This window comes from Congregibacter sp., assembly GCF_965660375.1.
Lineage (GTDB): Bacteria > Pseudomonadota > Gammaproteobacteria > Pseudomonadales > Halieaceae > Congregibacter.
Map to the genome: position 1 here is coordinate 24,723 of NZ_CBFHZO010000084.1, position 12,060 is coordinate 36,782.

Genomic DNA, 12,060 nt, shown 5'->3' on the forward strand with positions numbered 1-12,060 from the left:
CACCGCTTCAGTTGTGTTTGTATCAAGGGAAATGGCTTGCAAAATTCCGCGCTCCTCAACGTTCATGGCTGTAAGAGTGCCGAGGGAGAAAAATCATTCGCGCTCGCCGGTCTTTTTTTGCGGAAAGCGTCGGAGCTTAATTTCGAGCCTATGCTGCCTTCCCGCCCGGGTTAGCGCCGCAGAGCTATTGGGTTTAAGGTGCCAGTCGGACCACGACCCCTCGGGTAATCAAATCAAGCTTTACTGCGCGGGGGAGCACCGGCGTTTTCCGCCCTGGCGTGTGGAGATTCGCGATTAACGAGGACTATCCCATGATCGATCGCAGGCGACGTTCGCTATTAAAAGCCGGGTTAGCATCCACCGTCGCATTGGCATCAATGCCCGGCGCGCTTCCCGGCGCAGGGGCCGCCGCTCCCAAAAACAGGGTAGTTGCAAAAAGCCCTTTCGCACGCATCGTCGAGGTGGGTGATGGCATTTTTGCTGTGATGTCCACACCTCTCGATAGCGCAGGAAACTTTGCGACACCCCAGACTCTGTGCAATGGCGGTCTCGTCGTCGGCGATGAACGGATCCTCTCTATCGATGGCTATTATCAGCCCGAGGGTGCGGCCTGGGTGAATGAGCAGGCCAAAAGGCTGTTCGGCAGGCCAGTGAGTGACGTGATTTGCACCCATCTTCATTTAGACCACACCGGTGGCCTGGCAGGTTTTCAGGACGGCGCTACCGGCCCCGAAATCTACATGACCGCGAGCACCTGGGCGATGATGGTGGCGCAGTACAGCAGTGGTAGCCCGGTGGAGGGCACGCCCTTTCTTGCGCCACCCGCGCGACTTGTGGGGCCGACGCGGGTCATCGAGGATGAGTCGCAATCCTATGCCATGGACCTCGGAGGCCGTAGCGTCACCATTATGCCGCTGTCGGGGCATACCCCGTCCGACCTCGCCATCCTGGTGGATGATCTTCCCATTACCTTTGGCGGTGATCTGGCCTGGTGGGGACTGTTTCCCAATTACGTCGATGCGGTGCCTTCAAAACTGGCACCGTCGGTGGAGACGCTGATGTCCGGCGAATCCCGCCTGATGGTGACCGGCCATGGTGGCCTCGTGTCGACGGAGGACATGGGCCCCTATGTGGAATTGATCGCCAGCATCGATAAAGCTGCGCTTCAGGCGCGAGAGCGAGGATGGTCGCCCGAGAAAGCGGGAGAGGCCTACAAAATGCCCCCGTCGACAGCAGACTGGGGATTCTTCAATCCCCGTTACCCCCAGAGAGCCATTGCCGCCTGGTATCGGGAGTGGGAGTTGGCTACTCCTTGAGTTTGCCAATCCCCAGCAGCTTCAGAATGTACTTTTCGCAGGCGATCTTCGCCAGGTGTACCCACTTGCCTTTCTTGATCCAGGCAACGTTCCTGGGCGGCATTTGCGGGAGTGCTACAAACGCTGCCCCGGTATCCCCCATATCCGCCAGGCACAGGGCATTCCAGGTCGCCCGGGTCTCCGGTGTGACTTCGATGGGGGGAATTGCCACACATACCCCGGCGGAGTAAATGTTCTGCCACTTGGGGTTGCGTTGAAACTCGTCGATATACATCTTGCCCGCTTCACATTTGGTGACCTTGGCGTTACAAATCCAGTTAATGTGATGCTGACGCAATTCGGACTCTAGAACAGACTTGGAGTCACCTACGCCCCCCAAGCCTCGGTGGCCGATGTAGGGCTCCGAAGTGACATAGGTCATGGGAACCTTGTCGCGCATCTTGCGCTTGCGCAGATCCGCATCAATAACAAATGCGGTTTCGTAGGCGGGGCCAAAGCACGAGGCAAAGGGCATGGCGCCGATGATGACGTGACCGGGGGCTTCCAGTCGCCGCTCATTGATGACGGTGATTTCGTGGCTTCTACCGAGCATGTATTAACTTCAACAGGATGATGATCCAGGTCAAAGGCGGGGCAGTTAAGCCAGGAGGTAGTGCTTTCAGCCCGGTGGCATCAGCAATTCATCGCCGGGGGAGAGTCCGGCGGTGACAATGATGTGCTCATCGTCCACCCGCTCCCCCAGACGCAAAAATCGTCGAGCGGGGCCCGCTTCAGTGTTTACCCAGGCGATGTTGAGTTGGCCCACCTCGGCAATGCGCTCCAGTGGTGCCACGACAACCTGCTGTGAGCGCCCCGCGACCAGCATGCGGGCATACATGCCGGGCAGCAGTCCCGGTGCGGCGGGCAGGGCAGCCTTGATTTTGAATGCTCGGGAACCGGGGTCAGCTGCAGGGACGAGCTCTTCAATACGGGCCGCGACGCGACTGTCGAGTGCGGGGATTTCCACGGTAACTTCCTGCCCTTCGGTGAGCGTCAGGGCGAGAGACTCTCGCACCCAGGCCTCGATACGCAGAGAAACGGGATTATAGAGCGACAGAATGTCCTGGCCCGGCGATACCGTATCCCCGGGTTCCACAAAGCGATCCACAACGCGACCGTCTATGGGCGAGTGAATTTTGGCGTAGGACAACGAGGTTCTCGCGATCTCAAGGCTTTGTTTTGCTGCAGCGAGCTCTGCTTCCAGCGCTGCCGCATTCGCGTTGGCCGCGTCCAGGTCGGCATCGGCGATGAGCTTGCGTTCATGAAGCTCCACCGCGCGATCCCGGCTTTGTTGTGCTTCGATCAGGCGCGCCTGCACGGACTTCATAGCTTCGCTTGTCTGACCGACCTGCGCTTCAAGATCCTCGTTTTCGAGATTGACCAGTAACTGCCCCGCCTCGGCATAGTCCCCCGCCCGCACCGTGATTTGTTCGACTCGGGCGAGCAGGCGTGCGGCAATGATCGTGGTCTCCCGCGCTTCCACAGACGCAGCGATACTTTCAAAAGCCGGCACCTCCCGAAGCGCCACCGTGTAGCTATCTCCTTGGTCAGCAGGGCTAAGCGCAAGGAGGCCGGGCTCCGTGCGATCACGAAAAATACCCGCCATCACGCCAATAAGTAGCAGTAGTCCCCCCAATGCCACGAGGGACAATAGGATTGTGCGCTTCCCGTTCATGTTGAATCCTCCATAGCACTCGCTGTGCCAGCGGTCTCTGTTCCTTCAAATACAAGGAGATAAACCACCGGAACCACGATGAGTGTGAACAGCGTTGAGGCCACAATGCCGAAGATAATTGCCAGCGCCAGACCATTGAACACAGGGTCCAGGGTGATCACCAGGTTGCCGAGCATTGTTGTGCCGGCCGTGAGTAACACCGGGCGCATTCGTACCGAACCCGCCTGGAGTAAGGCTTCCCGAATAGGCATGCCTTCATTGCGGGCCTGGGTGATGAACTCCACAAGAATCAGAGAGTTGCGAACAACAATACCCGCCAGCGCGATCATCCCGATCATGGCCGTGGCGGTGAACAGCACCGGTTCCGGCGCGCCGGCGATGACGCGCTCGCCCACATGATTCATAAGCCAGAAGCCTGGCATGATTCCGATGATGGTGAGGGGGATCGCAAGCATGATGATCAGGGACAGCGCCGTGGAGGAGGTCTGGATGCGCAGCACAACAAAGATGGCCAGCAGGGCAAAAAGATAACCCAGCCCCATGTCTCTGAATACATCCAGGGTGATCTGCAGCTCGCCCTCACCGGCCCAGATTACCGATGTGCCCTCGGGGAGCTCCCAGCCGTCGCCTCCGCCATTGGTAAAAAACGTGCGACTTTGCCAGGGGCGCACCACCTCGCTGTGCGGTTCCTGGTAATCCGCAACCAGATCGGCGATGACGGCGCCCGGTGTGCGGCCGTTAAGTTCTGCGGTCACGTAGACCACCGGGCGAAGGTTCTTGCGAAAAATCGGTGTGTCCGCCTCGCCTGATACAAATTCACCCAATTCTCCCATGGGCACCAGGGGCTGAGGAGCCAGATCCAGTCCCTGGGGTGACCGGGTTTTTACCACGCCGGCACGGCCCCGAACCTGTAAGCGCTCCAGGTCCACCTGAGAGGCCCGCTGTTTTTGTGCCAGGCGTAACTCAATGGGCAGGGGCTTGAGTTCCTGGGCCTGTTGCAGATAGCCCGCGACGTGGCCATCGTTGGCCATGCTGAGGGTCTGGGCAATGTCGCTGTTGGATACGCCGGACAGTGCCGCTTTTTTCTGGTCGGTAATAAAGCGAAGGCGTGGCTGCGGGGCTTCCAGAGATGCATCGATCTCCACAACATGGGCTTCCCGCGACAGTCGCTCCATCAGTACGGTGGCGGCCTCCTGCTGGCTGGCATAGGGTGTCAGGGATTCCCCATAAATCTCGCCCACCAGGGTGCTGAGTACCGGCGGTCCGGGAGGGACTTCCACCACTTTAATTTTTACGCCCTCTGTTTGCAGGGGGCCCAGCAGTTCCCGGAGGCGCAGGACAACCGCATGGGACTGGTGCTCGCGATCAAGTTTGTCCTTGAGGACCAGTCGTAACTCTGCGAGGTGGGGGCCCTTACGCTGGTAGTAGCGGCGCACCATGCCGTTGAAGTCGATGGGGGATGGCTCGCCGATAAATGCGGCCACCAAATCAACTTCGGGAATTCGCAGGGCCGCATCGGCCACGCTGCGCGTATGCGCGGCGGTGCGTTCGAGACTTGCAGACTCCGGCATGTCAATGAGTACCTGCACTTCATTTTTGTTATCAAAGGGAAGCAGCTTCAGGGGCACCCATCTCAGGGCCGGCAGGAGGGCGGCGAATACAAACAGGAACCCCACAACCCACAACAGGCGATGGGCGTGGGCGCGGGTGTCCAGGAATGGACTGATCAGGCGGGCGTAAGCCGTGACCTTGTTGCTGTCGACCGAGGGCTCACTGATGGGTTCCTTGAGCAGCCGGCTGGCGAGCCAGGGAGTCACCAGGAAAGCCACCAGCGTGGAGCTGATCACACTGACCGGGACGTTGAACGCCATGGGTGCCATATAAGGGCCCATCATTCCGGTAATTGCTGCGAGGGGCAGGAAGGCAAGCACGATGGTCAGCGTCGACAGAATCAGAGGGGTGCGAATCTCGTGCATGGCCGCAACCACGCGCTCTGTCAGGGACATTTGCTGGCGCTTCATGTACCGCGCGATATTGTCTACCCCGGTTATGGGATCGTCCACGAGGAGTCCCAGGGACAGTATCAGAGCAAACAGGGTGACACGGTTGATGGTATAGCCCATGAGCATATCGAGAGCCAGGGTGATGCCGTAGCAAACGGGTACCGCCAGGCCGACAATCAGTGCCGGCCGCCAGCCCAGAAACAGGGCAATAAACACCACAACGGTGACAATAGCGAAACCCAGGGAGCTTGCGAGGTTGTTCACTTTGGCATCGGCTGTTTCGCCATAGTCCCGGAGTACTGCGACGTCGACCTCCCGGGGTAAGAGATTTTCACGGAGGTCTTCGATGAGATTCAGGGTGTCATCCGCCAGCGTCACGGCATTGGCGCCGCGTTGCTTGGCGACCGAGATGGCGACCATGGGATACTGGTTCTCATCAACGCCCGCGTCAGAGAATCCCAGCCAGGTGTAGCTGTCGGGTTCGGCGGGGCCATCGATAATGGTGGCCACATCCTGCAGGTAGACCGGGGCGCCATCGATGACATTCACCACCAGCTCTGCCAGCTGGGAAGGAACCCGCAGTACATCGCCCGCTTCCAGCGTAATAGCGGTATCTCCGACGGTCCAGGTGCCTGCCTGCTGCAGCACATTGGAAACCTGCATGGCAGACACGATGTCGGCCGCTGTCGTATGGCGCGCCGCCAGGCTCTCCGGGTCCAGCAAAATCCGCAGGGTGCGGGGTCGTCCACCGATTACATTGACTTCACTGGTCTGGGGAATCGCCTGTATCGCCGTAGAGATTTCGTCGGCCATCCGCCGAAGTTCAAAATCGCTGTAAAGAGCCTCGTCATGGCTCCAGAGTCCGAGCACCAGAATAGGCACATCGTCCACTTCCACCGGCTTGAGCAGCCACTGGGTGACCACAGCCGGAATCTGGTCCTGGTTCGCATAGAGCTTGTTATAGGTGTTCAGGAGGGAGTCTTCGCGATCCTCACCCACATAAAAGCGCAGGGTAACTGCGGTTTTTCCCGCGTCGGTGCTGGAATACAGATGTTCTACACCCGGTATCTGCGCCAGGAGTTTTTCCAGGGGAATGGTGACCTGCCGCTCCGTCTGTCGTGCCGAAAGCCCCGGCGCAGAAACGAGCACGTCTATCATCGGGACTACAATCTGCGGCTCTTCTTCCCGAGGGGTGAATGTCAGTGCTATTACCCCGGCAAACAGGCCGAGCAAAAACAGGGCTGCCGGAAAAGAGCCTCGAAGCGTCATGGCCATGATGCGATCAAACACGAATCTTATTGTCCCCTGAAACGGAGCGATCGCTCCGGAAGTTTAAGTAGATCACAAATCGGGTGAAAACAGTCTTGATGCAGGTCAACGCGTCCCGGTCTTTCGCTGCAATCACCGTCGCGCATATTGTAATAAAATGCGCTGTCGCAAAATGCTCTGGACTTCCTCATGAACTTTGAAATGCCTACCGATGTCGTCAAATTCCTCAGGGAAGTCGACCAATTTATTGACGACAAAATCAAGCCGCTGGAAAACAGCGACGACAATATCCGTTTTTTTGATCATCGTCGTGAAGACGCGCGAACCGACTGGGAGCGCGATGGCCTGCCCAACGAAGAGTGGGAAGCACTGCTCCGCAAGGCCAAGGATCTGGCCATCGAAGCGGGCATATTCAACTACCCATTCCCCAAAGAGTTCGGCGGACGCGATGGCGGCAATCTGGGCATGGCGCTTATCCGCGAGCACCTGGCCGCCAAGGGTCTGGGATTGCATAACGATCTGCAGAACGAGCACTCCATCGTGGGGAATAATATCGCGCTTTTGCTCATGCTCAACTACGGCACCGAAGAACAAAAAGCCCAGTGGCTCGAAGGTATGGCATCAGCGCGCCAGGGTTTTGCCTTTGGTATTACCGAGCCGGAGCACGGGTCGGACGCGACGCATATGGAGACTGCCGCGGTGCGCGATGGCGATCACTGGATTATCAATGGTGAGAAGACCTGGAACACCGGTGTGCACATTGCGGATGCGGACATGGTCATGGCGCGCACCTCCGGGCAGCCGGGGGAGGCCAGAGGAATCACCGCGTTCCTCGTGCCCATGCAGACGCCCGGGGTCAGGGTCGAGGAATACCTTTGGACCTTCAATATGCCATCGGATCACGCCCGGGTCTCCTTCACCGACGTCCGCGTGCCTCACAGCGCGATTTTTGGCGGTGAGGGTAAGGGCCTCATGGTGATCCAGCACTTCTTTAACGAAAACCGCATTCGTCAGGCAGCGTCTAGCCTGGGGGCGGCCCAGTACTGCGTGAACGAGGCGGTGGAGCATGCAAAGCAAAGAAAGCCTTTTGGTAAAGCGCTGGCTGGCAATCAGGCTATTCAGTTTCCGCTGGTGGAGCTCAATGCCCGCTGCGAAATGCTCCGCGCGCTCATCCACAAGACCGCCTGGCTCATGGATCGGGACGGCGCATTCTCGGTCTCGGACAAGGTGTCCATGTGCAACTACCAGGCAAACCGACTCTGCTGCGAAGCGGCGGACTTTGCCATGCAGGTCCACGGCGGTATGGGGTATTCCCGCTATAAACCCTTCGAACACATTTACCGGCATCACCGGCGTTATCGCATTACCGAAGGCGCCGACGAAATTCAGATCCGACGCGCAGCGGGGTACCTTTTCGGCTTTATGAATCAGAAGAAACCCAAGGGCGTTGAGTAACAGCCATGGCGCAGGAATTTAATGCGGCATTGGAGCGGGTGCTCAAGCGGGAGCTTTCGGGTTGCCGTGGTCTCATTGCCTGCGAGCAGCTCACGGCGGGTGCGAGTCAGGAAACCTATCGCCTCAGGGTTGAGGACGCATCGGGAGAGAAGCTCTATGCGCTTCGGCGTTCACCGCCGGCATTGGAACCGCAATCGGGTGTGGGCACGATCACCCTGGAGACCGAAGCGCGGCTTTTTCGGTTGACCGGCGCTGCAGGCATTCCCGGCCCAACGGTGCATTACGTTCTGCAGGCCGACGATGGTCTTGGCAGTGGTTTTATTATGGATTGGCTCAGCGGCGAGACCCTGGGGCAGCGCATTGTCAGATCTGAGGAGCTGGAGAATGTCCGCCCGAAGCTTGCCAGGGAATGCGGTCAGATCCTCGGCCGAATCCACGCTCTGGACTGGGAGTCCACGCCCCTGGCCGAGGAGCTTCCCCGGGTCAGTCCCCCGGAGCTGGTGAAAGAGACCTGGGCCACCTACCGCGATTTGCAGGTGCCGGTGCCCATGATCGACTACTGCTACCGCTGGCTTCTGGACCATGCGCCTGAACAATGGCGCACAACGCTGGTTCATGGGGACTTTCGCAATGGCAACCTCATGGTCAACCCCGAGGGAATCAACGCTGTGCTCGATTGGGAGTTGGCCCAGATCGGTGATCCCGTCCGCGACCTAGGCTGGCTTTGCGTGAATTCCTGGCGCTTCGGTAACGACGCGTTGGCCGTGGGCGGTTTTGGACGCCTTGAGGATCTGCGGACAGGGTACCGCGAGACCAGTGGCGTTGATGTGTCTCTGGACGAGATCAAGTACTGGCAGGTTTTCGGCTCGTTCTGGTGGGCCATGGCGACCTTGCAAATGGCCCATGCCTGGCGCACGGGGGAAACGCCGAGCCTTGAGCGCCCCGTGATAGGCAGGCGCTCTTCCGAGGCACAGATGGATTGCGTGAATCTTTTAATACCCGGCGATTTCGATCTGCCGGACAGCGCGGCAACCATCGCCGAGGGCACTCAGCTTCCCATGCCCGCCGAGTTGCTGTCGGGGGTGGCCACATTTTTGAAGGATGAGGTTGCCACGCAGTTGCCGGGCCGCAACGGGTTTCTTGCCAAAGTGGCGGCAAACTCCCTGGGTATTGCCCAGCGGGAATTGCAGTACGGAAACTCGTTAGCGACAGAAGAACAGAGCCGGCTGGAGGTGCTTCTTGGGCGTCAGGACAAGCTAGACGCTTTGCGTTGGGAGCTGGTTCATCGTTTGAGAGAAGATATGCCGCTCGATACGGTAGGCTTGGCCGATCACCTGCGTCAGACGGTAGCGGGTCAGCTGGCAATTGATCAACCGCGCTACCCCGCCCTGCATTGACCGGCGGCAAAATTTTGCACTGAATCGGCAACTCATGCAGTGCATTAATTCACGAGTCCGCGTTTCGCCAGGAACTGTTTTTGGTGTTCCTTCTCCTGCCGTCCGCCTTTTTTCTGTCAAGCTCAACGAATCACCTGTTACTGATGATGTTGAGTCTGCTATTGCTGCTGCTCACCGAGCTTGTGAACTCCGCGATTGAAGCGGTGGCCGACGCCGCCACCCGTGAAGACAATCCACTGGTCGGCAGAGCCAAGGACATGGGGTCTGCCTCAGTCTTTGTGGTCTTGAGTTTTTTGGCGTTGGTGTATGGAGAGGCGCTGTTTCGCCGATTTTCTTGATCGTCTGGATGCAGCGCGAATCATGCACCGGTCTAAATGCTGAGCTAAACGCTGAGAAGGTACTCCAGTCCGCCCGTCACTGCCGCCACCTGTGCGGCAGTGCAGTCGTCATCCGTTACCAGAGGACTATCGGGATACACCTCGGTGGTTGTGACGTAGGGCGCATCGGTAATCCCCATACAAAGTCCCAGCCCTTTACCGTCGTAGCAGATTACCCCTTCCTGCTGGAGGGTCTCGCCGATGATTCGTCCGTCAATGGAAGGCGCGATGTGCGTGACTTTGGCGACGGACTCAATGATGGCACGCTGGAATTCAGGTGCGGGTCGGGAGCTGTCAGCCACGCCGTAAAAGCCGTCGGGGATGTCCCAGTGATCCTGGGGCTTGGCGTCCCGCGCCGCGAGGGCAGGTCGGAACTCTGAGTTATCGGTATCCGTGGTTTCGTGCAAGTCAAAGTGCGCCAAAAAATCCAGGCCACGGCGGGAGAGATAGTCCATCGCCGCTGCGCTCTCCGGCGCTGGACTGTCGGCGACAAAGGAACGGTTGGGGTCCATAGCCAGGGGATTCCAGCGGTTGATAGTTTCAAAGGCCCAGGGACTGATGCAGGGCATCACCAGAAAGTTAAAAGCACCCTTATAAGCCTCGCAGGCCGTTTCCAGGAAGCTCAGGGCTCCCATAACGCCGCTGGTTTCGTAGCCGTGAACACCACCGGTCACCAGTATATTGGGTAGTTCGGGATTCCAGTTTTTGGAGGCCAGGACGTGGAGTGCGTACTCATCGCTGTCATAGTACAGCCGGCCGTACTGCGCCAGGTCATAGTCTTCGATCAGGGCCTGTATGCGCAGCTCCACCTGTTCAGTGTAGGAGCGCTGTTTTACCTGCACGGCGCGCCAGGCGGCTTTTTCCGCGACGCCCCAGGGTACTCTGGCGTCGCCAATGGCGTACTGGTCGGAGTCGCTCATTTATCGTTCCCAGCTGTGATGTGGGGCGCACCATACCGCATGAGTGGGGTATGTCCAGTTCGTGGTGATCGCCAGTGGTGCGAGCCCAAACCACAGCAAGCTCCATCGTCAAACCTCAGATCGTTGCGCCAAGATAGATGGCGGCGAGGGTAATGCACGTGAGAATCCACACCGTGCGATCGCGCCGCTCCAAAAGCACATGCCGCGACTGGGCGGCATGAATGCCAGGGCCGTTGCCGGTCTACCTAGACAAAAGCGATGCCCACCGAAGAGCCCTGTTAAGGCCCACAGCGTCCAGGCGACTCCTTTGCGCTTTTTTGGATAGTAATAGAGGTCTTCGAGTACCGCGCGGGAGAAATCGGCATCCCGGCGCGGCTCTGGCGCCTCCATCGGTGTTGCGGCGGGCCTGCCTTTAACCCAGCAGGGCCATCACCATCATGGCCAGTCCTGCCACGCCCACACCCCACACCAGACTGCGTACAACGGGAATTCCCACGAGATAGACGGGCAAATAGACCACGCGGGCCCAAAAGAAAACGGTGGCTCCCAGCGTGACCGTATCGGCGCTGCCGGCGACCTGAGCCGTGAGCGCCAGGGGTACAAACAAAACAAGCGCTTCGATGGTGTTGTTTGCCGCCCGTTCGGCCCGGCCGCCGAGGGGCGTCGCTTCGGGTAGGTCATCGCGGTTACTCAGGCCCGCTTTGAGTCCCTCGGGCGTCCATTCGCGATTACGCAGAAAAGCCCCCAGCATAATTGCCAGGAAGGTCAGCAGGGTGGTGTAAACAACAATACTCAATAACGGGGTCATGTCGGTTCTCCATGGTCTGGTGGGGTAGCTAGCTTCGGAACGTGTTAGTTGGAGCCTGTGGGTGAGTGCCGCCCGGCGCTACCAGGGCAGTTCTTCACCTGCGTAAGTCAAAAGCCGGCCGCTGTGGTCGGGGCCCAAGGTATCAATCACTGCCATCATGCCGGCGATGGATTCCTCTGTTTGAATATCGGCGCTATTGCCCCCCATGTCAGTGACAACCCAGCCCGGGTGCATGGCGATGGCGATCACGCCCCGGTCCTTCAGATCAATGCTGGCGGTTTTCATGATGGCGTGGAGCCCGGCCTTGGAGCTTCGGTAGCTGTAGAGTCCGCCGCTGTTATTGCCGGCAATGCTGCCCAGGGTGCTGCCCATGCCGACAATGATTTTGCGCTCGCTGGCGGCCACGTGATCGGCAAAGGCCTGAATAAACAGGGCGGGTGCAACCACATTGATATTCATGACGTGCCGGAAGTCCTCGGCCTTGAAGGTTCCCAGGCCTGTTCGTTCCGCCATGATGCCGGCATTCAGTATCAATACATCGATGGCAACGCCTCTGAGCGTGTCGGCAAGCGCGGCGATCGCCCCGGCATCGCCGACATCGAGTTTGTATAAAGTGACATTGGGCGCAGCGGCGGCGAGTTCTCTCGCTTCCCCGGCGCTGTCTGGATCGCGACAGGTGCCCAGCACCGTCCATCCCGCGGCGGCGTACTGGCGGATAAACTCCAGACCCAGACCGCGGTTTACACCGGTTATGAGTACTGTCGGCATAAGAAAACCCCTTGGCTGAAGACGAGCACGAAC

Annotated in this window: 11 protein-coding genes; 4 read left to right on the forward strand and 7 right to left on the reverse strand. The window is 58.9% G+C overall.

The features are described 5' to 3' along the window. The first annotated feature begins 311 nt into the window (after window positions 1-311). Window positions 312-1,316 carry an MBL fold metallo-hydrolase gene (locus tag ACTG3T_RS07490; RefSeq protein ID WP_439101640.1) on the forward strand — a complete coding sequence of 335 codons (1,005 nt, stop codon included), beginning with the start codon at window positions 312-314 and terminating at the stop codon, window positions 1,314-1,316. On the opposite strand, the gene ACTG3T_RS07495 is transcribed toward ACTG3T_RS07490, so the two are convergent. The 3 genes from ACTG3T_RS07495 to ACTG3T_RS07505 form a co-directional block, all read right to left on the reverse strand. Continuing rightward, window positions 1,306-1,908 (reverse strand): hypothetical protein, encoded by a 603-nt coding sequence (locus tag ACTG3T_RS07495; protein WP_439101641.1) that lies wholly within the window; start codon window positions 1,906-1,908, stop codon window positions 1,306-1,308. The two genes, ACTG3T_RS07490 and ACTG3T_RS07495, sit on opposite strands and share 11 nt — an antisense overlap. A 66-nt stretch (window positions 1,909-1,974) precedes the next feature. Beyond that, a complete protein-coding gene (locus ACTG3T_RS07500) occupies window positions 1,975-3,030 on the reverse strand; it encodes an efflux RND transporter periplasmic adaptor subunit (RefSeq protein ID WP_439101642.1) in 1,056 nt (351 codons plus the stop codon). After that, complete coding sequence (locus tag ACTG3T_RS07505; protein WP_439101643.1) at window positions 3,027-6,323, reverse strand: efflux RND transporter permease subunit; 3,297 nt, start codon at window positions 6,321-6,323, stop codon at window positions 3,027-3,029. Before ACTG3T_RS07505 ends, ACTG3T_RS07500 begins: the two co-directional genes overlap by 4 nt. 168 nt (window positions 6,324-6,491) lie before the next feature. Between ACTG3T_RS07505 and ACTG3T_RS07510 the strand changes: the two genes are divergently transcribed. The 3 genes from ACTG3T_RS07510 to ACTG3T_RS07520 are packed head-to-tail and all read left to right on the forward strand — an operon-like array spanning window position 6,492 to window position 9,492. Further along, window positions 6,492-7,757 (forward strand): acyl-CoA dehydrogenase family protein, encoded by a 1,266-nt coding sequence (locus ACTG3T_RS07510; RefSeq protein WP_439101644.1) that lies wholly within the window; start codon window positions 6,492-6,494, stop codon window positions 7,755-7,757. Window positions 7,758-7,762: 5 nt separating this feature from the next. Then, window positions 7,763-9,154 carry a phosphotransferase family protein gene (locus ACTG3T_RS07515; RefSeq protein ID WP_439101645.1) on the forward strand — a complete coding sequence of 464 codons (1,392 nt, stop codon included), beginning with the start codon at window positions 7,763-7,765 and terminating at the stop codon, window positions 9,152-9,154. 47 nt (window positions 9,155-9,201) lie between these two features. After that, window positions 9,202-9,492: a diacylglycerol kinase gene (locus ACTG3T_RS07520; RefSeq protein ID WP_439101660.1), complete on the forward strand. Its 291-nt coding sequence runs from the start codon at window positions 9,202-9,204 to the stop codon at window positions 9,490-9,492. Between the two features lie 44 nt (window positions 9,493-9,536). On the opposite strand, the gene ACTG3T_RS07525 is transcribed toward ACTG3T_RS07520, so the two are convergent. The 4 genes from ACTG3T_RS07525 to ACTG3T_RS07540 all read right to left on the reverse strand — a co-directional run bounded on the left by ACTG3T_RS07525 (window position 9,537) and on the right by ACTG3T_RS07540 (window position 12,027). Next, window positions 9,537-10,451 carry a M14 family metallopeptidase gene (locus ACTG3T_RS07525; RefSeq protein WP_439101646.1) on the reverse strand — a complete coding sequence of 305 codons (915 nt, stop codon included), beginning with the start codon at window positions 10,449-10,451 and terminating at the stop codon, window positions 9,537-9,539. Between the two features lie 108 nt (window positions 10,452-10,559). Next, window positions 10,560-10,841, reverse strand: coding sequence for a TM2 domain-containing protein (locus ACTG3T_RS07530; protein WP_439101647.1), 282 nt, complete (start codon window positions 10,839-10,841; stop codon window positions 10,560-10,562). Between the two features lie 22 nt (window positions 10,842-10,863). Next, complete coding sequence (locus ACTG3T_RS07535; RefSeq protein WP_439101648.1) at window positions 10,864-11,259, reverse strand: MAPEG family protein; 396 nt, start codon at window positions 11,257-11,259, stop codon at window positions 10,864-10,866. A gap of 78 nt (window positions 11,260-11,337) precedes the next feature. Further along, window positions 11,338-12,027, reverse strand: a complete 690-nt coding sequence (locus ACTG3T_RS07540; RefSeq protein ID WP_439101649.1) for an SDR family oxidoreductase — start codon at window positions 12,025-12,027, stop codon at window positions 11,338-11,340. Between the last annotated feature and the right edge of the window lie 33 nt (window positions 12,028-12,060).

Coding starts and splice junctions, on each gene's coding strand:
- ACTG3T_RS07535 (WP_439101648.1), bottom strand. CDS start 11,259: ATGACCCCGTTATTGAGTATTGTTGTTTACACCACCCTGCTGACCTTC.
- ACTG3T_RS07510 (WP_439101644.1), top strand. CDS start 6,492: ATGAACTTTGAAATGCCTACCGATGTCGTCAAATTCCTCAGGGAAGTC.
- ACTG3T_RS07530 (WP_439101647.1), bottom strand. CDS start 10,841: ATGGAGGCGCCAGAGCCGCGCCGGGATGCCGATTTCTCCCGCGCGGTA.
- ACTG3T_RS07525 (WP_439101646.1), bottom strand. CDS start 10,451: ATGAGCGACTCCGACCAGTACGCCATTGGCGACGCCAGAGTACCCTGG.
- ACTG3T_RS07500 (WP_439101642.1), bottom strand. CDS start 3,030: ATGAACGGGAAGCGCACAATCCTATTGTCCCTCGTGGCATTGGGGGGA.
- ACTG3T_RS07490 (WP_439101640.1), top strand. CDS start 312: ATGATCGATCGCAGGCGACGTTCGCTATTAAAAGCCGGGTTAGCATCC.
- ACTG3T_RS07495 (WP_439101641.1), bottom strand. CDS start 1,908: ATGCTCGGTAGAAGCCACGAAATCACCGTCATCAATGAGCGGCGACTG.
- ACTG3T_RS07515 (WP_439101645.1), top strand. CDS start 7,763: ATGGCGCAGGAATTTAATGCGGCATTGGAGCGGGTGCTCAAGCGGGAG.
- ACTG3T_RS07540 (WP_439101649.1), bottom strand. CDS start 12,027: ATGCCGACAGTACTCATAACCGGTGTAAACCGCGGTCTGGGTCTGGAG.